A 22,317-nucleotide genomic window follows, 5' to 3' on the forward strand; every position below is an offset into this window, starting at 1 on the left:
CCCCGCCCTGCGGGTCGCCGAAGCAGCCGGGACCCGACCACGGAGAATGCGGGACGTGGTCGTGCCGAACGGGGTCGAACGGGTGGCGGGTGAGCCGGTGGCGCTCGCCGGCCCGTTCGAGGTCGCCGAGGCGCTCGGCCTGCCCAAGCCGACGCCCGAGCAGGCCGCCGTGATCGCCGCGCCCACCGCGCCCGCGCTGGTCGTGGCCGGCGCCGGGGCGGGCAAGACCGAGACGATGGCCGCCCGCGTGGTCTACCTCGTCGCCAACGGCTTCGTCACCCCCGACCGCGTCCTGGGCCTGACGTTCACCCGCAAGGCCGCGCGCCAGCTGTCCGACCGCGTCCGGCTGCGGCTGCGCCGGCTCGGCGGCTCCACCCTGCTCGACCGGCTCGACCCCAGCGGCGAACGACGGGCCGCGGTGCTGACCACCGAACCGGTCATCCTGACCTACCACGCGTACGCGGGCAGGCTGGTCGGCGAGCACGGCCTGCGGCTGCCCGTGGAGCCGGGCGTGCGGCTGCTCACCGAGACCGCCGCGTGGCAGCTCGCGCACCGCGTGGTGTCGACCTGGAACGACGACCTGGACACCGACAAGGTGCCCGCGACCGTCACCGGCTACCTGCTCGCGCTGGCCGGCGAGCTGGGCGAGCACCTGGTCGACCCGGTCGCGCTGTGGCGGCACGCCGAGCGGCTGTGCGCGGTGATCGAGAACGCGCCCAAGACCGCGCGGCAGCGCGACGGCCTGCCGGAGTCGCTGAAGGCCGTGGTGAACGCCCAGCGGTTGCGGGTCAACCTGATCCCGCTGCTGGAGGCGTACCAGGCGCGCAAGCGGCGTGAGGCGGCGATGGACTTCGCCGACCAGATGTCCCTGGCCGCCCGGCTCGCGTCCGAGTACCCGGAGGTCGTGCGCGGCGAACGGGAGCGCTACGGGGCCGTGCTGCTCGACGAGTACCAGGACACCGGTCACGCGCAACGCGTGCTGCTGCGGTCGTTGTTCGGGCGCGGCGAGCCGATGTCCGTGACGTCGGTGGGGGACCCGGCGCAGGCGATCTACGGCTGGCGCGGCGCGTCGGCGGCGAACCTGCCCCGGTTCGTGCACGACTTCCCGCCCGCGAAGAAGTACGGCCTGCTCACCAGCTTCCGCAACCCGCCGGAGGTGCTGGCCCTGGCCAACGCCGTGTCCGCGCCGCTGCGCGCCATGGGCCTGGACGTGGACGAGCTGCGGGCCCGTGCCGGCGCCGGGCCGGGTGACGTGCGGGTCGGGTTGTTCGACGACGTGCGGCAGGAGCTGGACTGGGTGGCCGACACCGTCGCCGCGCAGTGGGAGCAGCACCTGGACGGCAGCGACGAGCCGCCGACCGCCGCCGTGCTGGTGCGCCGCCGTTCGGACATGGCGAACATCGCGGCGGCGCTGCGCGACCGCGGCCTGCCGGTGGAGGTCGTCGGCCTGGGCGGGCTGCTGGACGAGCCGGAGGTGCGCGACCTGACCAGCGCCCTGCGCGTGCTGGTCGACCCCTTGGCCGGCACCGCCGCCGCCCGCCTGCTCACCGGCTCGCGCTGGCGGATCGCCGCCTACGACCTGGCGGCGTTGTGGACGCGGGCGCGTGACCTGGCGGGCGCGCCGAGCAGGCAGGCCGTGGCGGCCGACCCGCTGGCCGTGATCGCGGACGCGCTGCCCGGCGAGCACGCCGAGCAGGCCGGTCTCGCGGACGCGCTGGACGACCCGGGCGACCCGACCGCGTACTCCGCCGAGGGGTACCGGCGGATCCGGCGGCTGGGCGGGGAGCTGTCGGCGTTGCGCCGGCGCCTGGTCCAGCCGCTGCCCGAGCTGGTCGCCGACGTCGAGCGCACCCTGTTGCTGGACATCGAGGCGATGGCCCGGCCGGGCGGTGTCGGTCGGGCGCACCTGGACGCGTTCGCCGACGTGGTCAACGACTTCGCCGCCGCCAGCCCGTCGGCCACCCTGCCCGCGCTGCTCGACTACCTCTACACCGCCGAACAGGCCGAGGACGGCCTGGAACCCGGTGAGGTGGAGGTGGCCGAGAACCGGGTGCAGGTGCTGACCATGCACTCGGCGAAGGGCCTGGAGTGGCACATCGTCGCCGTGCCGCACGTGGTGAAGGACGTGTTCCCGGGCCGGAAGAAGTCGTCCAGCTGGCTGCGCTCGGTGGCGGAGCTGCCCGCCGAGCTGCGCGGTGACGCCGAGGACCTGCCGACGCTGCGCATCGCGCCCGGCGCCAACCGCAAGGAGGTGGAGGAGGCGCTCGCCGGGCACGAGGACGACTTCGACGCCCGGCGGCTGGTGGAGGAGCGGCGGCTGCTGTACGTGGCGCTGACCAGGTCCGAGCACAGCCTGCTGGTGTCGGGGCACTGGTGGGGCGAGACCGGCGACAAGCCCAAGGGGCCGTCGGCGTTCCTGACCGAGGTCCGGGAGTCGGTGCTGGCCGCCGACCACCCACCCGCCGACATCGTCCACTGGGCCGCCCGACCCGCCGACGACGAGCCCAACCCGCTCGCGTCGCAGACGAAGACGGCCCAGTGGCCGGCCGACCCGCTGGGCAAGCGCCGTGCCGCCGTGGCCGAGGGAGCCGACCTCGTCCTGACCGCCCTGGACCGCCACCTGTCCGCACCGCCGGAGCCGGACCTCGACCTCGACCGGCCGGCCGAGCCGGAGCCGGACCTGCCGCCCGAGCCGGACCTCGACCTGCCCCCCGAACCGCCGGACTTCGAACCGGGCTACGAGCCGGACTTCGAAGCCGACTTCGGACCGGAATCGGAGCCGGACTTCGAGACACCGCCGGCCCCCGAGCTCTCCGAGGTTCCCGGGGTGTCCGAGGTCTCCGATGTCCTTGACGACGATGACGATCCGGACGGCTGGGCCCGCGACGTCGACGTCCTCCTCGCCGAACGCGCCGCCGCCGCCGACCGCCGGGAACGCGTCGTCCTGCCCGACCACCTCTCGGTCAGCCAGCTGGTCGAGCTCGCCGCCGACCCGGACCTGCTCGCCCGCCGGCTGCGCCGTCCCCTGCCGTTCCCGCCCAACCCGCTGGCCCGTCGCGGCACGGCGTTCCACACCTGGCTGGAACAGCGGTTCGGCGCGAGCCGCCTGTTCGACCTGGACGAGCTGCCCGGCGCGGCCGACGAGGGCGCGGCGCCGGACACCGACCTCACCCGTCTCCAGGACGCGTTCCTGGCGAGCACGTGGGCCGACCGCGTCCCGCACGACGTCGAGGTGCCGTTCGAGGCGGAGATCGACGGCCTGTCCGTGCGCGGCCGGATGGACGCGGTGTTCGCCGACGACGACGGCGGCTGGACCGTGGTCGACTGGAAGACCGGCGCGGTGCCGGAGCCGGACCGCCTGCCGGCGCTGTCGGTGCAGCTCGCGGCCTACCGGCTGGCGTGGGCGGCGTTGACCGGGACACCGGTGGAGAAGGTGCGGGCGGCGTTCCACTACGTCCGCCAGGACCACACGCTGCGCCCCGCCGACCTGCTGGACGCCGACGGCCTGCGCGGGCTGCTCCGCTCGATCCCTGCCTAGGTGTTCACCCGCGCGTGCGCGGGCACTTCCTTCAACACCCGGTCGTAGAGCACTTCCAGCAGCCACCGCCCGAACAGCGACGGCCCGAACTCCGTCGACCGGTCCTCCGGCGGCACCAGCAGCTCGGCCGCGCCCGCGGCGTCCACCGCGACCACGCCGATGCCGTAGTAGTCGAGCTCGATCAGCGGCCACGCCTGCTCGCCCAGCGGCGCCGGGAGCACGACCGAGCACGGCGCGAGCGTCATCAACGTCCCGCACGACTGGAGCGCGCGGTCGACCGTGGACTCACCCACCAGCACACCGACCAGCTCGACGGCGGGCACGGGCAGCTGGTCGTGCGCGGCCGGCTCGAACCACGAGCGGAACCACGAGGGGTCGGCCTGCGGCGGCCAGCCGTTCGCGCTGCGCCACTCGTGCACGTCGGCACGAACCCGCACGACGGCCGACACCTGGTGGCCCAGCACGGCGACGTCGGGCACGACGGTGCCGCGCCAACCCAACGCCGTCGCGGCAGGGTGGAGGAGCGGTTGCACTCGGGCATCCTAGGACTGGTTGCGGTTTCGATGACAGACCCTCGGCCGCGCTGGGTGTCGAACCCAGTGCCGAGAGTGATCAGGGAGTTGAGCGTCCTACGCGCAAGGCCCACAGGATCAGCGGCACCTGCAACGGCAACCGGCCGTACGCGACGGCCTTCACCCTGGGTGACTTCGTCCGGAGGTCGCAGGCCATCTTGACGTTGGCCGGGAACACCGCCGCGAAGAACCCGGCCGCCAACTTCCCGCCGACACCTCGCGTGCGCGGCACGGCGACCGCCGCCGCCAGCGCCAACTCGGCGACCCCGGACAGGTACGTCCAGGTCCGGGGCTTGCCCGGCAGCGCGCGCGGCACGATGGCGTCGTACGGCTTCGGCTTGGCGAAGTGCGTGACACCCGCGACGCCGAGCAGTCCGGCCAGCGCGAGCGCCGACCGGGAACGGGAACGAGTGGGTTCCATGGGGCCACCCTGTCACGTCGTCCGCCGAACGGCGCTCCCAGGGCTCGTCCGGGGCTATCCTCCCGCACCGTGAGCGGTGATCCCGAAAAACCCGAACAGCCCGAGCGGGCGGCCGTGGCCGCGTTCGCCGACGACTTCCTGATCGGCCTGCGCGAGTGGCTGGCCATCCCGTCGATCAGCGCCGACCCGGCCCACCACGGCGACGTGGCCGCGTCCGCGCACTGGCTGGCCGACGCGCTGCGCCGGGACGGGTGGCCCGACGTGCGGGTCTGGGACGAGGGCCCGGCGCTGCCCGCCGTGTACGCGTGCCTGCCGGCCGCCGATCCCGACGCGCCGACCGTGCTGGTCTACGGCCATCACGACGTGCAGCCGGTCGACCCGGTCGAGCAGTGGCACCATCCCCCGTTCGAGGCGACGGTGATCGGCGAGGAGCTGTTCGGCCGGGGTGCCAGCGACGACAAGGGCCAGGTCGCGATGCACCTGCTCGGAATGCGGGCGCACCTCGCGGCGACCGGCGCGGCGCAGCCGGCGGTGACCGTGAAGCTGTTCGTGGAGGGCGAGGAGGAGGCCGGCTCGCCGCACCTGACCCGGCTGCTCGACGACCACCGCGACGACCTCGCGTGCGACCTCGTGGTGTTCACCGACACACCGCTGTACGGGCGTGACGCGCCGACCGTGTGCACGGGTCAGCGCGGGGTGTACGGGGCGGAGGTCGTGTTCACCGGCGGGACGTCCGACGTGCACTCGGGGCGGGCCGGTGGCAGCGTGCCGAACCCGGCGACGGCGATTGCGCGGCTCGTCGCGGCGCTGCACGACGAGGACGGGCGCGTCCGGCTGCGTGACTTCTACACCGATGTGATCGAACCCACCGCCGCCGAACGCGCCGATTACGCGGCGTTGCCGTTCGACGAGGCGGAGTGGCTGGCGAACGCCGGCGGTGCCCAGGGACTGGCCGGCGAGCCCGGTTGGTCGACCCTCGAACGGGTCTGGGTGCGGCCCACGGCGGAGGTCAACGGCATCGAGGGCGGCTACACCGGGCCGGGGCTGAAGACGATCGTGCCCGCGCGTGCGTCGGTGAAGCTGTCGTTCCGGCTCGTGCCCGACCAGCGGCCGGAACGGGTGGCGGACGCGCTGCGCGAGTTCGTGGCCCGGCACACCCCGGCCGGGTTGCGCGCCGAGGTGATCGCGCGCGGTGACGGCGCGCCGCCCTACGCGGTGGACGTCTCCCACCCGGCGGTGGAAGCGGTGCGCGACGCCGTGCAGGCCGCGTTCGAACAGCCCGTGCGGTTCAGCCGGACGGGTGGCTCCGGTCCGGCGGCGCTGCTGCACGAGTGGCTGGGCGTGCCCGTGGTGTACCTCGGCGCGACGTTGCCGGATGATCGGATCCACGCGCCCGACGAACGCGTCGTCGTGCCGCTGCTGCTCCGCGGCGCCGAGGCCGCCGCCCGGTTGTGGCGGCTGCTGCCGGAGAGGTTGTCGTGATCCGCCGCACCAGCCCGGGAGAACCGCTGGCCGACCGGCCCGGCCACTCGCTCGTCGGCGTGGTCAGGATGCCGGACACGGTGCAGAGCCCGGTCCGCGCGATCCTCAAGCGGGTGGTCGGCGCTCTCGGCGCGCTCATGGCGGCCGTGCTGATCGTCTACATCGACCGTGACGGCTACCGTGACGTCAACGGGGACGGCCTGTCCCTCTTGGACGCGGTGTACTACGCGACGGTGTCGCTGTCGACCACCGGATACGGTGACATCGCCCCGGCCAGTTCGTCGGCGCGGCTGGTCAACGTCCTGGTGATCACCCCCTTGCGGGTGCTCTTCCTGATCGTCCTGGTCGGCACGACCCTCGAAGTGCTCACCGAGCGTTCGCGGCAGGCGCTGCGCATCCAGAAGTGGAGGATCAAGGTGCGGGACCACGTCGTCGTCATCGGGTACGGCACGAAGGGCCGGTCCGCCGTGAGCGCCCTCATGGGCGACGGCACCGAGCCGGGCTCGATCGTCGTGGTCGACACCACGCAGGAGGCGCTGGACGCCGCGTCCGCCATCGGCCTGGTCACCGTCCACGGCTCCGGCACCAGCAACGACGTCCTGCGGGTGGCCGGCGTCGCCCGCGCACGTGCCGTGGTCGTCGCCGCGAACCGCGACGACACCGCCGTCCTGGTCACCCTCACCGCCCGCGAGCTGGCGCCGAAGGCCCAGATCGTGGCCTCGGTGCGGGAGCGCGAGAACGAGCACCTGCTCCGCCAGTCCGGCGCGGACTCGGTGGTGGTCTCCAGCGAGACGGCGGGCAGGCTGCTGGGCATGGCCACCGCCACCCCGTCCGTGGTGGACATGGTGGAAGACCTCCTGACCCCGGACGCGGGCCTGGCCATCGCCGAGCGCGACGTGGAACCCTCGGAGATCGGCGGGTCGCCCCGACACCTGCCGGACATCGTCCTGGGCGTGGTGCGCGACGGCACCCTCTACCGAGTGGACGCCCCGGAAGCCGACGCCGTCGAAGCCGGCGACCGCCTCCTCTACGTCAAGAAGGTCACCCCACCCAAGAGTGCCTGACCCACCCCGCCACCTGGCACCCCGCCACCTGGCACCCCGGCTCCCGGCACCCGGCCATCCGTCACTCAGCCGCCCGTCATCCAGCCAACGGAATCCGCACCTCGAACGCGGCCCCCACCGAACCGACCCTCCGGCCACCCCGCCGGTCCGCGACATCACCGGGCGGCACGCCGCCCTGCGGGCCGTCGGCCGGGGCCGGTCGCGACGCGTCCGCACCACGCGCGCCCGCAGCCGAACCGCGATCACCGGTCACGTCGGTACCCGCACCAGGCTGTCCGGTGCCCGCCGCCGAATGGCCTCCGCCAGACCCTTCACCGGTCACGTCGGCGACCGCGCCGACAGTCACGTCGACAGCCGCGCCGGCCTTCGCGGCATCGGCGCTCGGTACAGCCGCACCCGCATCCACACCTGCGGTCGCGGCCGTGCCCGCAGCCGCACCCGCAGCCGTGCCCGTATCCGCACCCGCAGCTGCGGCCATGCCCGTGCCCGCAGCCGTGGCCGTGCCTGTGGCCGTGCGTGGTCCCGCCGCGCCGCCGAGACCGGTGGCGCGTGCGGGCGTGGTGGCGGAGTGGGCCTGGCCGGGCGCGATGCAGGACAGCTCGCCGCCGTGGGCGCGCACGACACCGCGGGCGATCGGGAGTCCCAGGCCCGAGCCGCCGGAACGCTGGTCCCTCGCCTCGTCCAGCCGCACCAGCCGGTCGAAGATGCGTTCCCTCTCCTCCGGCGGCACGCCCGGACCGTCGTCGGACACCACCAGCCGCGCGAAGCTGCCCACCCTGGACACGCGCAGCCGCACCCTGCCCGACGGGCCGGTGGCCTGGCGGGCGTTGTCGGCCAGGTTCGCCAGCACCTGCGCCAACCGCTGCGGGTCGCCCGAGACGAACGCCGACTCGCCCTCCGCGACGATGTCGAAGTCCGGCGCGAGCAACTGCGTCCGCCCCACCTCGGCCTCGGCCAACGCGAGCAGGTCGACCCGTTCCCGGTGCAGTTCGAGACCGGCCTCGATGCGCGCCAACGCCAGCAGGTCGTCGACCAGCCGCCCGGCCCGCCGCGACTCGCGCACCAGCAGCAGGTTCAACCGCTCCCGCTCCTCGGCACTGGAGGTCTGCATCAGCGCTTCCGAGACCGCCTGCACGCCCGCGATGGGTGTCCTCAGCTCGTGCGCCGCGTCGGCCACGAACCGCTTCGTCCGCTCCTCCGATCCCTCCAGCGAGTCCAGCATGTCGTCGAACGCGGCGGCCGTCCGGCCGAGTTCGGTGTCCGCCCGCGACGGGTTGAGCCGGTGCCCGCGGTTGCCGCGCGCGATCGACCGGGCCAGCGTGGTCATCGCGTCCAACGGCGCCAACGCCCGCCGGACCACCAGCAGCATCGCCCCGACCGTCACGGCCAGCGCGCCGATCCCGGCCAGCAGCAACAACCGCCGCAGCCTGGTCCGCGCCGCCGTGATCACCGCCGCCTCGGCGTACACCGTGATCTTCGACCCGTCGGCCAACTGCCGACTGACCTCGTTCGCCACCTCCCCGTCCGGCTCGTTCCCGAACACCGTCCCGTCCGGCATGACCAGCCGGACCTCCACGCCCCGGCCTTCCAGCCGGTTCACCAGCTCCGCCCCGCGCACCCGCTGCCTGACCAGCTGCTGCGCCACGCGCGCCTTCTCCAGCAGCGCGGTGTCGACGTCCCGCTTGGACTGCGCCGCGAACAGCGCGTCCACCAGCAACACGACCCCGATCAGCACGACGCCGAGCACGCCGATCGCGGACAGCGTCACCCGTCGGCGCAGCGAGACGGTCCGCAAGTTCACGCCTCGTCCGCCCTGAGCACGTAGCCCAGCCCGCGCACGGTGTGCAGCAACCGCGGCCCGTGCTCCTCCAACTTCCGGCGCAGGGCGCTGACGTGCACCTCGACCAGGTTCGGGTCGTAGTCCTCGTAACCCCACACGGCGGTGAGGATCTGCGTCTTGCCCACCACCCGCCCGCGCTGCGCGGCCAGGTACCGCAACAGGCGCAGTTCGGTGGCGGTCAACTCGACCGGCGCGTCACCCCGCATCACGACCGCCGAGTCGGCGTCCACCACCAGGTCGCCGATCTGCACGGTCGACGGCGTCCGCCCCAGCCGCCGCAGCACCGCGCTCACCCGGGCGACCAGCTCGGCCAGCACGAACGGCTTGATCACGTAGTCGTCCGCACCCCGGTCGAGCCCGCGCAGCCGGTCGGACACCCCGTCCCGGGCGGTCAACATCACCACCCCGGCACCGCACGTCCGCCGGATGACCTCCAAGAGCATGAAGCCGTCCCGACCGGGCAGCATCACGTCGAGCACCACCAGGTCCGGCCGGAACCGGACCAGGTCGCCCTCCAGGTCGCGACCGTCCGGCCGGACCTGCACCTGGTAACCCGCGTCCCGCAAGGCGGAACTCACCGCGGCGCCGATCGCCTCCGCGTCCTCGATCACCAGCACCCTGGCAGCAGTCGACACCTCCTCATTCTGCGTCGCGGCGCCCGCCACGGCCGCAAGGCCACGACAAACCCGGACAGGTGACCCTCACACGTCCGCACCCCGCTGCTACCACCCGACGCCTCCGCCGTCGCCGCTTGTGGGCGGCCGGTTGCGGTGGGCGATGTGGGCGATGTGGCGGGCGTTGTGGGGTCGCCCGAGAGAGCGGTGAGGCCCGCTGTGACCGGACCCTGGGGTAGGGGGCCGGTCTCCCTCGACGCAAGTGGTCCTGTGGGGTGAGAGCGCTCAGGTGGGCGCACGCACGCGGCACGGGGACCGCGCCGGCCGGTGGTCGCACGACGGCGGCGGGAGTCGAGGGCTCCAGCCGGACCCCGGGCTTCTCCGGCGCGGCACGCGGGTCCAGGGCCGGAGATCCCGGCGCGGCGCCCGGTGGGGCATCCGGCGACGGGCTCGGGGGCGGACGGGTTCCGTGGTTTTCGCGGTGAGGGGCATGGGACTAGTGTCGAACAGGAGTTCGAGGGTGGGCAAGATCACGATCAGGTGATGTTTGGGAGGTCGGCGGAGCCGCCGGCCCGCACGACAACCGCCCACCCCGTCTGCGACCATCCACGCTGTGGCGGTTCCGCGAAGCCCGGTCAGGTGGGCGCTGGTGCTGCTGGTCGTGGGCCTGGTGGCCGTCGCGGCAGCGGTCGCGTCGTGGTGGCCGCGCACGTCCACCCAGCTCCAGCGGGCCCCGGCCACCGTCGTCGCGCCGGCCTCCTGCGGCGACGCGCAGGCGTACGACCGGGTCGAACTGACGATCGGTGACCGGACGCACACCGCCAGGCTCGACGGCTGCGGCCATCAGCAGGACGAGGTGGTGGAAGTGGTCGTCCCGGCGGACACCGGCGGCGAGTTCACCGTCCAAGCCGCGGCCAGCACACCAGGGGGCGTGCCGTTCGACGTCCGGCTGACCACGTTGCTGCTGTGCCTGAGCGGCCTGGCCGGCGGCCTCTACGCCTACCTGCTGACCAGGCGTTCTCAGGCGACGGCCGGCGCCGGCGCCGCATAGGTGTTGCACGACGACGTCACGCCCGTGGTGAACCCCTGCGACGCCCATTCCGACTGGTTGTCCGGGCTGCCGTGGGCGTTCTTCTCCGGCGGCTCCTCCACGGCGTACTGGAAGTCGTCCGCCGCCTCCTGCGCCAACCCGGACCCGATCGACCCGGACACCGCGACCAGGAACATCCCGGCGAAGCAGTTGGCCTGCAACTCGATCCGCCGCGACATCTCCAGCCCCGCCGGCGTCTCCTCGCCCGCGTCGACGATCTTGCCGTCCGCCGCGCGCAGCATCCCCGTCAACGCCTGCACGTGGTGCCCGTACTCGTGCGCCAACGTCGCCAGGTGCGATCCCGGTCGCTCTCCGCCACCGTTGTCGCGCAGCCGCCGCGTGGGCATGTAGATCGTCCTGTTGCGACCGCAGTAGTACGCGACCGCCTCGCTCTCCGCGGGCGCCGAGCCGCACGGTCCCTCGGCCAGGTCCGGCGACGTGTCCAGCGCGGGCGGGTCGAACGGCAGGTTCGCCTGCTCCAGCACGGGCCGCCACGCCTGGTCCAGGCACACCACGCCGGCCTTGTAGTACGCCGACAGCTCCGCGTCCGACACGCCGAAGCCGGGCAACGCGCACGGCACCGCGGGCAGCCGCACGGACGCCGTGAGCAACGGGTGGTCGGCCAGCCGGTGCACGGCACGCGGTCGCGGGGCCTCCGTCTGCGCGGGCTGCGCGACGGTCGCGCCCGGCGCGGCCACCGCCCGGCCGTTGATCCGACGGGACGTCTCCAGCTGCGTGATGCCGCCGAGACCCAGCACGCACAACACGATCAACGAGAACACGCCGATGAGGACGATCGGGTTGTTCTTGGGCTCCTCGGGCGTGTGCACGGTCCTCCAGTCGGGTCAGCTGACGTCCGCCGCGCTCGCCACCCAAGTGTTGCACGCGCTCGTCTCGTTGTTTTTGAACCCGTGGTTGACCCAGGCGGCGTTCTTCTCGGGCGCGCCGTGGTCCCGGTTGGGGTAGATCGGGTAGTCGCCCCGGTTCCCCGCGTCCGTCAGGGCCACCGAGATGACGTCGCCGGGCACCGCGCCGTGCGACAGGGGCGCGAGCGTCATCCCGCCGAAGCACGTGGCCTGGAGTTCCTTGCGGCGGTTCAGGTCGAGCCCCTCGGGGGTGTCCCAGCCGCCCTTCTCGTACTGCGCCTGGCTGGACGCACGCAGGATGCCGGACAGCCACTGGATGTGGTGGCCGTACTCGTGCGCGAGCTGCCCCAGGTACTTGCCCGGGTGGTTGGGGTTCGCCGAACCCTGTTCGTTCGCGTAGTGGTTCGGCGTCCAGTAGATGGTGCCGTCGCAGTACATGGCCGTGCGGTCCGGGCCCATGGAGCCGCACGTGTTGGTGATCTGGGACGTCACCATGACCAGCTCCACCGGCTGGTAGGGCAGGTTCGCGCGCTCGAACGACGGCTTCCACATCGACTCGATGCACGGCAGCGAGGCCCTGAGGAACCGGTCCTGGCCCGCGGGCGAGTAGTCCATCGCCGGCAGGGCGCAGCCCTCGATGTTGAACGCGCCGAGGCCGGCGGCGTGGATCGGGTTGTCACCCAGCGTGATGACGGCTTTCGGGCCGGCCTTCGGCGTGCTGGTCGACGTGGACCGACTGCTGGTGCTCTCCGTCTCGGACGTGGTCGTGCCGGCCGTGGTGGTGGTGGGTTCGGGCGTGTACGTGTAGCTGTCGTACCCGGCGTTGGCCGAGTCGCTCGTTCCCTTGGAGCCGCTGTTCGCGGCCACGACGCCGATCGCGACCACGCTCAGCACGAGGAAGCCGACGGCCAGCACGGCGACCAGCGGCCCCTTGCCCTTCTGCCGGGGCAGGGGCGGGTACGGCATCGGGGCCGGGCCCCAGCCCCGGGGCGGTCCGGGCGGGGGACCCCAGTTGGCGGGCGGCGGCTGGGGTGGCCCCATCGGCGGCAGGTGCGGCGGCCCCATCGGCGGTTGCTGCGGCGCGGTCGGCGGAGACGGCATCACGGGCGCCTGGCCCGGCCAGGACGGCGGTGGCGGCGGGCCGGGCGGGGGCTGCTGGGCGGGCCACTGCGGGGGCTGCTGGACGGGCTGTTGCGGGGGCTGCTGGACGGGCCACTGCCGGGGCTGTTGGTGGTGCAGCGGCGCGGGCACCGGCGGCGGTCCGACCGGTCGTGGCGGCGGCCAGCCACCCGGCGGCGGTGGTTGCGTCATCGCTGGTCGTCCCCCATATCGCGGATGCCCGAATCAGCACAAGAGCTTAGGGGAACTCCGCTATTCTCCGCGGCCGTGTCGAAAAACTGGGGAGCGGCGGCCATCTGCGCGGTCGCGCTGTGCGCGGGGGCCGGCGCGGCGGCGGCGCAGCCGAGCGACCCGGCCGGGTTGCCCGGGACGGTCGGCGCGGACGTGCGGCTCAAGCTGGAGCGCGACGGCAGGCTGACCGTGACCGAGGTGGTCACCGTCCCCGACGGCCGGACCGCCACCCGGGTCGTCCCGCTGCGCGTGCCGGTCTCCGCCGACCGGGACCGGGTGTTCCGGGTCGACGACGCCGTGGTGGAGGGCGAGGGCACGGCCACCGCGTCGGACGACGAGCTGACGATCGCGCTCCGGGCGGGCACGTCCACCGTCAAGTACTCCGTGCTCGGCGCGGTCGCCAAGATCGGCGACACGCTGGAGCTGCGCTGGCAGCCCGCGAGCGGCTGGGACACCCCGCTCGACTCGGTGGAGGCCTCCGTGATCACGCCGGACGCGCCGAGGTCGGTGAACTGCCTGGCCGGCGAGCCGGGCACGTCGAAGCCGTGCACCACCGCGGACCTGGGCGACGGGCGCGGCGTGCGGGTGACCGAGATCGGCCTGGCCGCCGGCGAGCGGGTCGACGTGGCGGTCGGGTTGCAGGAGGGCGCGGCTCCGGCCAACGCGCGGGTGGAGGAGTCGTCGGGGCTCGCGGCGGCGTTCGCGTTAACCCCCCTCACCGGCGCCGGGCTCGGTGGGCTCGTGGTGCTGCTGCTGTGCGGCGGGTTGCTGTTGTGGTACCTCCGCGGCCGTGACGCGCGGGCGTTGGCCGGCGAGGTCGGGCCGGTGGACGTGCTGGTCACCGACGGTTCCGGGCGGGTGGCGTTCGCCTCGCCGGACGGCGTGCTGCCGGGCCAGGTGGGCACCGTGGTGGACGAGCACGTGGACGTGGTCGACGTGACCGCGACGATCGTGGACCTCGCGGTGCGCAACTACCTGTGGATCGAAGAGGTCGACGGGCACGACTGGCGGTTCGTGCGGCGCAACCCGGCCGACCCGTCGCTGTCCGGGTACGAGCGCGCGGTGTACGAGGCGGTGCTGCCCGACGGGGTGGACGCGGTGTCGCTGGCGGAGCTGCGGGGCAGGCGGATCGACCTGTCCCGGGTGCGGGACGCGCTGTACGCGGACGTGGTGGCGAAGAACTGGTTCGCGCGCCGGCCGGACGCCGAGCGCAACCTGTGGTGGTGGGCCGGTGTCGGTGTCGGCGTGCTGGGCGCGGTGCTGACGGTGGTGCTGGCGCTGGCCGGCGGGGCGGCGTTGTTCGGGCTGGTGGTCGTGGTGGCCGGGGTGGCGTTGGCGGTGGGCGCGCGGACGATGCCCGCTCGGACCAAGCGCGGCAGCGTCTTGTTGGAGCACGTGCGCGGGTTGCGCGGGTACCTGCACACGGCGACGCCGCAGGACATCCCTGAGCCCGATCGGGAGATGGTGTTCTCGCGGTCGTTGCCGTACGCGGTGGTGCTGGGTGAGACGGAGCGGTGGCTGGCCGCGTTCGCCGGCACGCGGCCGGGGCTGTACTGGTTCGGCGAGGCGGAGCAGGGCGGTGACCTGCGGCGGTTCGCGCAGCGGTTCCCGTCGTTCCTGGGCGCGGTGGACGGCGTGCTGGCGCAGGCGGGTCACCTGCGGTCGCTGCGGGGCTGACCCGCCGTTCACTCGAAAGTGATCTTGCACATCTCGAACACAGGTTCGACACTGGAGTCATCCCGGAACACGGACCCGCGGGCGGCGGGCGAGGGTTGCCCGGGGTGAAGCCGCTGCCGACCCGGTGCCCACACGCGCCGGCTCCACCGGGTGGGGCGGCCTGCTGAGACAGGCGGTGGTCCGGACCGGCGCGGGCGCGTGCCCGGCTCCGGATCGGCCGTCGAGTCGCTGGTCGACCGGTCCGAATCCGGTCGGTTCGCGCTGGGCGTAGCGCGACGCTTCGGTGGGTGGGCGACCATCGAGCCCGGCAGTGGTGTGAACCCGTAGGCTGCTTCCATGGCGCTACCCGAACTGCACAGGTTCACGCTTCCCAACGGTCTGCGGGTGGTGCTCGCACCCGACCGCAGCGCCCCGGTCGTCGGGGTGAGCGTGCACTACGACGTGGGCTTCCGCTCCGAGCCCGAGGGGCGGACGGGGTTCGCCCACCTCTTCGAGCACCTCATGTTCCAGGGCAGCGAGAGCCTGGAGAAGCTGGCCCACTTCCGGCACGTGCAGTCCTCGGGCGGCACGTTCAACGGGTCCACCCACCCCGACTACACCGACTACTACGAAGTGCTGCCGTCGGCGGCGCTGGAGCGGGCGCTGTTCCTCGAGGCGGACCGGATGCGGGCGCCGAAGATCACCGAGGAGAACCTGCGCAACCAGATCGACGTCGTGAAGGAGGAGATCCGGCTCAACGTGCTCAACCGACCGTACGGGGGGTTCCCGTGGATCCTCCTGCCGCCGGTCCTGTTCCAGACCTTCCCCAACGCGCACAACGGCTACGGCGACTTCACCGACCTGGAGAACGCCACCGTGGACGATTGCGCCGCGTTCTTCGACACCTACTACGCGCCGGGCAACGCCGTGCTGACGGTGGCGGGCGACTTCGACCCGGAGGGGGCGAAGGCACTCGTCGAGAAGCACTTCGGTGACGTGCCCGCCCGCCCGGTGCCGACCCGGCCGTCGTTCGCCGAGGCGGCGCCGAAGGGCGAGCTGCGGGTCGAGCACGTCGACAAGCACGCGCCGATGCCCGCCCTCGCCGTGGGCTACCGCATCCCGGACCCGGTGAACGAGGTCGAGGCCTACCTCGCGTACCTGGTCCTCGCCGGCGTGCTCACCGACGGCGACGGGTCGCGGTTGCAGCAGCGGCTGGTGCACCGCGACGCGATCGTGGTCGACGTCGGCGCCGGGTGCGGCCTGTTCGGGCCGCTGGAGGCGCGCGACCCGGACACGTTCAGCATCACCGCGATCCACCCGGCGGAGGTCACCTCCGAGCAGGTGCTCGCGGCGGTGGACGAGGAGCTGCTGCGGTTGGCCGAGGAAGGGCCGACCGAGCAGGAGCTGGCGAAGGTCACCGCCCGCTGGGTGTCGACCATGCACCGCGAGCACGACCGGCTCACCAGCCGGACCCTGGGGCTGGGGTCGGCCGAGCTGCTGTTCGGGCGGGCGGAGCTGCTGCACGAGCTGCCGGACAAGCTGGCCGGCATCACCACCGACGAGGTCGCCGCGGCGGCCAAGGCGTTGCGGCCCGACTCGCGCGCCGTCCTGATCCTCAAGCCCGCCAGTGGAGGTAACGAGTGAGCGCCCCGACCAAGCACCGCAGCGCCGACGAGATCGGCCGTACGGAGCTAGGGCCTCGCCCGTTCCCGGAGTTGGGCGAGCAGCGGGCGGCGGCGGACCTGGACGCGATCGACACGACGCTGGCCAACGGCCTGCGGGTGCTGGCCGTGCGCCGGGACTCGGTGCCGCTGGTGGAGGTGCGGCTGCGGATACCGTTCGGCGACCCGGCGACGAGCAGCGTCGGCTCGACGCACGCGGCCCGCGCCGAGGTGCTGGCGAACACGGTCCTCACCGGCACCGCCACCCGCAGCCGGGTGGACGTGGACACCGAGCTGGCCCTGGTCGGCGGCGAGCTGGACGCGGTGGTCGACCCGGAGCGGCTGTCGTTCTCCGGCAACGCGCTGGTGTCCGGCTTCGAGACCGTGCTGGACGTGCTGCGGGACGTGCTGACCGGCGCGACCTACCCGGCCGACGAGGTCGAGCGGGAGCGCGCGCGGCTGGTGGAGCGGATCCGGTTGGCGCGGTCGCAGCCGAACGTGATCGCGCGGGAGGCGTTGCAGCGCCACCTGTACGGCGACCACCCGTTCGCCAAGGAGATGCCCGAGGCGGACGAGGTCGCCGCGGTGACGCGGGACGACGTGCTGGCGCTGCACTCGTCGGCGGTGCTGCCGCGCGGTTCGGCGATCGTCGTGGTGGGCGACGTGGCGCCGGACGCGGCGGTGCGCGCGGTCGAGGCCGCGCTGGGCGGCTGGACCGGTGAGGGCGCCGCGGTGGCGTTGTCGCCGCTGTCGCCCGTGCGGGGTGGTGACGTGCTGTTCGTGCACCGCCCCGGCGCCGTGCAGTCCCAGATCCGGCTCGCCGGGCGCGGGCTGGAGCGCACCGACGAGCGGTACCCGGCGTTGCAGCTGGCGAACCTGGTGTTCGGCGGGTTCTTCTCGTCCCGGCTGGTGGAGAACATCCGCGAGGACAAGGGCTACACCTACAGCGCGCGGTCGCACCCGGAGTTCACGCCGGGCGGCGCGACGTTGCTGGTGGACGCCGACACCGCCAGCGAGGTGACGGCGGCGGCGCTGCTGGAGACCAGGTACGAGCTGGGCCGGCTCGGCCTGGTGCCGCCGACGGAGTCCGAGGTGGACACCGCGCGCCGGTACGCGATCGGGTCGCTGCTGACCGCGACGTCCTCGCAGGGCGGGCTGGCGTCGTTCCTGGTGAACCTCGCCGGGCTCGGCCTGGACATCGGGTGGTTCACCGGGCACCCGGCCCGGCTGGAGGCGGTCACCGTCGAGCAGGTCACCGAGGTGGCGTTGGAGTTCTTCGCGCCCACGTCGTTCACCGGCGTGCTGGTGGGCGACGCGGAACTGCTGACCCCGCAGCTGCGGGCGCTGGGCGGCGTGACCCTGCCGTGAGCTTCGAGTTGGTGGAACTGCCCGCCCTGTCGCGGTCCACGGTGGACCGGCAGGAACCGTTGCGCGGCGACGCGGAGCGGATCGCGCAGCTGTGGCCGAAGGCGCGCGTCATCACCGTGGACGCGCACGGCCGCACGGTGGTGGCCGACCAGGCATCGCGCCTGGTCGACCGCCCCGCCACCGAGTTCGGCGACGGTCCGCCGGACACGGCGGTGCTGCTCGGCGAGCAGGACGGCGTGGCGTACTGGGCGGTTCCGCTGACCGAGGACGAGACGGACGTCAGCGCGCCCGCCGGCCGGGCGTGGGTCCGGCCGGAGCTGACGGACGAGCCGCAGTGGCTCGACCTGCGGGCGTGCGGCGCGTTGCTGGACGACACCGGCGCGGGCCTGTTCACGTCGGCGGTGGCGTTGTTCCACTGGCACCGGTCGGCGAAGTTCTGCGCGGTGTGCGGCGGGACGACCGAGTCGATCAAGTCCGGGTGGGCCCGGGTGTGCGAGCGGTGCGGGCGCGAGGAGTACCCGCGCACGGACGCGGCCGTGATCTGCCTGGTCCACGACGGCGCGGACCAGGTGCTGCTCGCCCGTGGCGAGGGGTGGCCCGAGGGTCGCTACTCGGTGCTGGCCGGGTTCGTCGAGGCGGGCGAGTCGCTGGAGGCGTGCGTGGCGCGGGAGATCGCGGAGGAGGTCGGCGTCGAGGTCGGCGGCATCCGCTACCTCGGCAGCCAGCCGTGGCCGTTCCCGAGGTCGTTGATGGTGGGGTTCGAGGCGGTGGCCGACCCGACCGAGCCGCTGCTGCTCGCGGACGGTGAGATCGCGCAGGCCCGGTGGGTGAGCCGGGCCGACGTGCGGCGGGCGCTCGCCGAGCCGGGTAGCGTGCCGGACCTGCTGCTCGCGCCGGGCGCCTCCATCGCCTACCGGATGATCCAGTCGTGGGCGGCGGTCGGCTGACCCGGCGCGTCACCTCGATCAGCCGGCCTTCAGCAGGTCCTCATCGGGTCTTCAGCAGGTCCGGCCAGGGCAGCGGGCGCACGAAGTCGGCGTACCGGGTCCAGGTGACCTCGGGCAGTTCCGCGTGCAGCCGGGGCAGGTCGATGTCGGTGCCCACCTCGGTGAAGTAGCCGAACATGGCGGCCAGGTCCGTCGAGTGCCGCGCCACCACGTCCAGCGGTGGGCGGTGGTGGCGGATCGGGTGGCCGATGGCCGCGGTCAACGCCTCGGCCATGCCCGCCGGGGTCAGGGCCTCGCCGGCGAGGTCCAGCCGCCTGCCCGCGAACCGGTCGGGTTGTTCCAGGGCGAGCACGGCGACCGCCGCGATGTCCCGCACGGCGACCAGGTGCAGCGCGCGATCCGACGGCAGGGGCAGGTGGAACGTGCCCTCGCGCAAGCCCCGCAACGTCCACTCGCCGAACTTGTCGTCGATGAACGCGGCCGGCCCGAGGATCGTCCACCGAGGTCCGGCGTCGACCAGGTGCCGCTCGACGCGGTGCTTGCTGTCGAAGTGCGGGACGCCGGTGTCGCGGTCGGCGTTGGACGCGGACGTGAACACGATGTGCTCCACGTCCCGCGCGGCGTCGACCAGCGTGGTGCCGTGGCGGACCTCGGTGTCGGTGTCGGTGTCGCTGCCGAACGGCGTGGTCACGGCGAAGACGGCGCGGACGCCGGCCAAGGCCGCGCGCAGGGACGCCGGGTCGTCGAAGTCACCGTGCGCGATGTCCGCGCCGAGACGCCGGAGTTCTTGCGCCGCAACGCTCCGCGGGCCGCGGGTGAGGGCCCGGACGGGGTGGCCGCGGGCCAGGAGCGCGCGGCTCACGGCTCCGCCTTGGGCGCCGGTCGCGCCGGTGACCAGAATAGGTTCCATGCGCAAAGGTTGACTGTGAAAACGTTCCTTGGTCAAGCGAGTTTGTTAGGATGCCGCCATGAGTCGACAAGAGCCGGGTGACGCACTGCTGGCGTGGCTGTACGTCCAGCAGGGCGTGGACGCGGTGCGGGTCGCCGTGGAGCGGCGGATCGAGGCCGTGGCCGGGTGTTCGCTGCTGGAGCACGAGGCGTTGTACCGGATCGACATGAACGACCGCCTGCTGATGTCCGAGCTGTCCGACCTGCTCGCGGTCAGCCCGAGCGGCGTCACGCGCCTGGTCGAACGGCTGGTGCGCCGGGGCTGGGTCGCGCGCGAGCAGCCGCCGGACAACCGCCGGGTCGTCCACGCCGTGCTGACCGACGCCGGGCGGCAGGTCCTCGCGGCCACGAGCGCCCCCGCCTACCGGGAATCGGTCGCCGAGGAGTTCGCCGCCGCGCTGAGTGATCGCGACCTCGCGGATCTGAAGCGCGTCGGGCGGAAACTGCTGGAGGCACACGGCAAATGGGACGCCAAGCGGTTCGCGACCGACTAACGTCGGAAGTTCTACGCGCCCGTGTGGCGACCGTGGTCCTACTCGCCCGATGGGGGTCGCCGTGCACCGCAAGCTGACCGTGCGCGACCTGCGCGCCGGCAATCGGGCGCGGGTGCTGCGCGCGCTGTACTTCGACCACCCGCGCAGCCGGCAGGAGCTCGCGGGCGCCACCGGCCTCAGCCAGGCGTCGGTCAGCAACGTCGTCGCCGAGCTCATCGCGGACGGCATCGTGGTCGAGGCCGGGCAGGTCGACTCGGACGGCGGGCGGCCCCGCGTGCTGCTGCGGGTCGACCCGGCGCACGCGGCGGTGGTGGGTGTCGACGTCGGCGAGACGCACGTGCTGGTCGAGGTGTTCGACCTCGCGCTGCGACGGCTCGCCGAGGCGACGTTCCCGATGGAGCCGGAGGTCCACTCGGTCGACGACGTGGCGCGGCGGGTCCTCGAAGGGCTCGACCGGTGCCTCGCCGCCAGCGGGGTCGGCGACGTGCTCGGCGTGGGCATCGGCGTGCCGGGGCAGGTCGAGCACGGGCTGGTGTACGCGCAGACCGTCGGTTGGCGCGGCGTCGCGCTGGAACGGCTGCTGCGCACCGGGACCGACCTGCCGCTGTTCCTGGACAACGGCGCCAACACGTTGGGGCAGGCCGAGGTCTGGTTCGGCGCGGGCCGCGGCACGGGTGACGCGGTGGTCGCGTTGATCGGGTCGGGCGTCGGCGCGAGCGTCATCGCCGGCGGCGTGCTGTACCGCGGCTCGTCCGGCGGCGCGGGCGAGTGGGGGCACACGACGGTCGCCCTGGACGGCCGCCCGTGCCGGTGCGGCGCGCACGGGTGCCTGGAGGCGTACATCGGCGCGTCGGCCGTGGTCGAGCGGTACCGCGCGGTGAAGGCGGACGTGCCCGCCGAGCAGGAGGCGGCGTTGGCGGCGCTGGTCGCGGACGGTTCCCGGGCGGCGCGGGACGTCCTCGCCGAGACCGCCCGGTACGCGGGCCTCGGCATCGCGAACCTGATCAACCTGTTCAACCCGTCGCAGGTGATCGTGGGCGGCTGGGCCGGTCTCCTGCTCGGCGCGCGGATCCTCGACGACGTCCGCGCCCAGGCCTCCCGCCACGCCCTGCGCCGACCGTTCGAGCAGGCGTCGATCACCCTGTGCGAACTGGGCCCCGAGTCGGTCGCGCTCGGCGCGGCGACCCTGCCGGTGGCCCAGTTCCTGACCGCGGGTGGCGTGCGCCGCCGCGCGGCCAGTCACGTCGTCTAGGTGGTGCCCGTCTGGTCGGCTCAGGCGGTGTGCTGGTACGCCGAGTAGGTGAGGTAACCCGCGTCGCCGCCCTGGTAGTACGTCGCCGTGTCGACGGGCGCGATCGGCAGGCCGGTGCGGAGCCGTTCCACCAGGTCGGGGTTGGCGATGAACGCGCGGCCGAAGCTGATCAGGTCCGCGCCCAGGTCGAGCCAGCGGTCGGCGGTCGTCCGGTCGGTCTGCTTCGGGCCCATCGGGACCACCGGGTTCATGATCAGCGTGCCCGGCCACGCGCGGCGCAGCCCGACCAGCACCTCCTCGTCGGCGGTCGCCTCCAGGTGCACGTAGGCGAGGTCGAAGCGGGTGAGCTCGGCGAGCAGGGCCGCGTACAGCTCCGGCACCCCGCTCTCCTCGACGCCCCAGAACGTGCCGCCGGGGGAGAGCCTGATCCCGGTGCGGTCCGCGCCGACGGCGTCCACCGCGGCGGCGACCGCCTCGACGGCGAAGCGGATGCGGTGGGCGATCGGGCCGCCGTAGGCGTCGGTGCGCAGGTTGGCGTTGGACGACAGGAACTGCGAGATCAGGTAACCGTTCGCGCCGTGCAGTTCGACCCCGTCGAACCCGGCGTCGACGGCGCGTCGGGCGGCCTCGCCGTACGAGCGGGCGTGCTCGGGCACCTCGGCGGTGTCCAGGGCGCGCGGGACCGGCGCGGGCTGCGGCCCGGTCGGGGTGAACACGTCGCCCACCGCGGCGACCGCGGACGGTCCGACCGGCTGGAAACCGGTCGTGTCGGGGTGCGAGACCCGGCCGCCGTGCATGACCTGGGCGAAGATGCGGCCGCCGTTGGCGTGCACGGCGTCGGTGACGGGCCGCCAGGCGGCCACCTGCTCGTCGGTGTGCAGGCCGGGGGTGCCCGGGTTGGACTGCCCGACCAGGCTCGGCTGGACGCCCTCCGAGACGATCAACCCGGCGGTGGCGCGCTGGGCGTAGTAGGTCGCCATGGACGGGGTCGCGAGGCCGCCGGCCGCGGCGCGGACCCGGGACATCGGCGCCATCACGACCCGGTTGGGCAGGTCCAGGCCGCCGAGGCGGTAGCGGTCGAACAGCGTGGTCATGCCGGAGCTCCTTCGTACTGGTCGAGACCCGTGGCGGGCCTGACCGGTACGCTAAAACCT

18 protein-coding genes are annotated in these 22,317 nt (G+C 73.6%); 10 read left to right on the plus strand and 8 right to left on the minus strand.

The genetic code is table 11. From position 1 onward, the window contains the following. Positions 1 to 46 precede the first annotated feature (46 nt). Positions 47 to 3,538, plus strand: a complete 3,492-nt coding sequence (locus tag ACQPYE_RS04755) for an ATP-dependent helicase (RefSeq protein WP_498719411.1) — start codon at positions 47 to 49, stop codon at positions 3,536 to 3,538. On the opposite strand, the gene ACQPYE_RS04760 is transcribed toward ACQPYE_RS04755, so the two are convergent. Further along, positions 3,535 to 4,071 carry a hypothetical protein gene (locus tag ACQPYE_RS04760; RefSeq protein WP_498719413.1) on the minus strand — a complete coding sequence of 179 codons (537 nt, stop codon included), beginning with the start codon at positions 4,069 to 4,071 and terminating at the stop codon, positions 3,535 to 3,537. The genes ACQPYE_RS04755 and ACQPYE_RS04760 overlap by 4 nt on opposite strands. 79 nt (positions 4,072 to 4,150) lie before the next feature. Next, the gene (locus ACQPYE_RS04765; RefSeq protein ID WP_498719415.1) at positions 4,151 to 4,531 is read right to left on the minus strand and encodes a DoxX family protein; all 381 of its coding nucleotides are present in this window, start codon (positions 4,529 to 4,531) and stop codon (positions 4,151 to 4,153) included. A 69-nt stretch (positions 4,532 to 4,600) separates the two neighbouring features. Between ACQPYE_RS04765 and ACQPYE_RS04770 the strand changes: the two genes are divergently transcribed. Both ACQPYE_RS04770 and ACQPYE_RS04775 read left to right on the plus strand, forming a co-directional pair. Beyond that, the gene (locus ACQPYE_RS04770; protein WP_498719417.1) at positions 4,601 to 6,013 is read left to right on the plus strand and encodes a M20/M25/M40 family metallo-hydrolase; all 1,413 of its coding nucleotides are present in this window, start codon (positions 4,601 to 4,603) and stop codon (positions 6,011 to 6,013) included. 68 nt (positions 6,014 to 6,081) lie between these two features. Beyond that, a complete protein-coding gene (locus ACQPYE_RS04775) occupies positions 6,082 to 7,077 on the plus strand; it encodes a potassium channel family protein (protein ID WP_498722838.1) in 996 nt (331 codons plus the stop codon). A gap of 76 nt (positions 7,078 to 7,153) precedes the next feature. On the opposite strand, the gene ACQPYE_RS04780 is transcribed toward ACQPYE_RS04775, so the two are convergent. Continuing rightward, the gene (locus tag ACQPYE_RS04780; RefSeq protein WP_498719418.1) at positions 7,154 to 8,878 is read right to left on the minus strand and encodes a sensor histidine kinase; all 1,725 of its coding nucleotides are present in this window, start codon (positions 8,876 to 8,878) and stop codon (positions 7,154 to 7,156) included. After that, complete coding sequence (locus ACQPYE_RS04785) at positions 8,875 to 9,552, minus strand: response regulator transcription factor (RefSeq protein WP_498719421.1); 678 nt, start codon at positions 9,550 to 9,552, stop codon at positions 8,875 to 8,877. The genes ACQPYE_RS04780 and ACQPYE_RS04785 overlap by 4 nt, the downstream gene beginning before the upstream one ends. 592 nt (positions 9,553 to 10,144) lie before the next feature. Here ACQPYE_RS04785 and ACQPYE_RS04790 point away from each other — a divergent pair. Further along, positions 10,145 to 10,582 carry a hypothetical protein gene (locus tag ACQPYE_RS04790; RefSeq protein ID WP_498719425.1) on the plus strand — a complete coding sequence of 146 codons (438 nt, stop codon included), beginning with the start codon at positions 10,145 to 10,147 and terminating at the stop codon, positions 10,580 to 10,582. Here the strand turns inward: ACQPYE_RS04790 and ACQPYE_RS04795 are convergent. Together ACQPYE_RS04795 and ACQPYE_RS04800 are read right to left on the minus strand one after the other, a co-directional pair. Next, entirely contained in the window at positions 10,552 to 11,451 is a 900-nt protein-coding gene (locus ACQPYE_RS04795) for a neutral zinc metallopeptidase (protein ID WP_498719427.1), read from the minus strand. The genes ACQPYE_RS04790 and ACQPYE_RS04795 overlap by 31 nt on opposite strands. Before the next feature lie 15 nt (positions 11,452 to 11,466). Next, on the minus strand, positions 11,467 to 12,798 hold the full coding sequence (locus ACQPYE_RS04800; RefSeq protein WP_498719429.1) for a neutral zinc metallopeptidase: 1,332 nt from the start codon (positions 12,796 to 12,798) through the stop codon (positions 11,467 to 11,469). A gap of 75 nt (positions 12,799 to 12,873) precedes the next feature. On the opposite strand from ACQPYE_RS04800, the gene ACQPYE_RS04805 reads away from it, so the two are divergent. The 4 genes from ACQPYE_RS04805 to nudC all read left to right on the plus strand — a co-directional run bounded on the left by ACQPYE_RS04805 (position 12,874) and on the right by nudC (position 18,469). Beyond that, positions 12,874 to 14,514: a DUF2207 domain-containing protein gene (locus tag ACQPYE_RS04805; RefSeq protein ID WP_498719431.1), complete on the plus strand. Its 1,641-nt coding sequence runs from the start codon at positions 12,874 to 12,876 to the stop codon at positions 14,512 to 14,514. A 336-nt stretch (positions 14,515 to 14,850) separates the two neighbouring features. Next, the gene (locus tag ACQPYE_RS04810; RefSeq protein ID WP_498719433.1) at positions 14,851 to 16,137 is read left to right on the plus strand and encodes a M16 family metallopeptidase; all 1,287 of its coding nucleotides are present in this window, start codon (positions 14,851 to 14,853) and stop codon (positions 16,135 to 16,137) included. Further along, a complete protein-coding gene (locus ACQPYE_RS04815) occupies positions 16,134 to 17,522 on the plus strand; it encodes a M16 family metallopeptidase (RefSeq protein ID WP_498719435.1) in 1,389 nt (462 codons plus the stop codon). Before ACQPYE_RS04810 ends, ACQPYE_RS04815 begins: the two co-directional genes overlap by 4 nt. Beyond that, entirely contained in the window at positions 17,519 to 18,469 is a 951-nt protein-coding gene (gene nudC, locus ACQPYE_RS04820) for an NAD(+) diphosphatase (protein ID WP_498719437.1), read from the plus strand. Before ACQPYE_RS04815 ends, nudC begins: the two co-directional genes overlap by 4 nt. A gap of 40 nt (positions 18,470 to 18,509) precedes the next feature. Here the strand turns inward: nudC and ACQPYE_RS04825 are convergent, their stop codons facing one another. Further along, the gene (locus ACQPYE_RS04825; RefSeq protein WP_498719439.1) at positions 18,510 to 19,379 is read right to left on the minus strand and encodes an NmrA/HSCARG family protein; all 870 of its coding nucleotides are present in this window, start codon (positions 19,377 to 19,379) and stop codon (positions 18,510 to 18,512) included. Between the two features lie 58 nt (positions 19,380 to 19,437). On the opposite strand from ACQPYE_RS04825, the gene ACQPYE_RS04830 reads away from it, so the two are divergent. Continuing rightward, entirely contained in the window at positions 19,438 to 19,911 is a 474-nt protein-coding gene (locus ACQPYE_RS04830) for a MarR family winged helix-turn-helix transcriptional regulator (protein ID WP_498719441.1), read from the plus strand. Positions 19,912 to 19,960: 49 nt separating this feature from the next. Further along, a complete protein-coding gene (locus tag ACQPYE_RS04835; RefSeq protein ID WP_498719442.1) occupies positions 19,961 to 21,163 on the plus strand; it encodes an ROK family transcriptional regulator in 1,203 nt (400 codons plus the stop codon). Positions 21,164 to 21,183: 20 nt separating this feature from the next. Here ACQPYE_RS04835 and ACQPYE_RS04840 read toward each other — a convergent pair whose 3' ends face one another. Further along, complete coding sequence (locus tag ACQPYE_RS04840; RefSeq protein WP_498719444.1) at positions 21,184 to 22,257, minus strand: alkene reductase; 1,074 nt, start codon at positions 22,255 to 22,257, stop codon at positions 21,184 to 21,186. Positions 22,258 to 22,317: the final 60 nt, after the last annotated feature.

The sequence above is a fragment of the Actinosynnema sp. CA-299493 genome, from assembly GCF_050946825.1.
Lineage (GTDB): Bacteria > Actinomycetota > Actinomycetes > Mycobacteriales > Pseudonocardiaceae > Actinosynnema.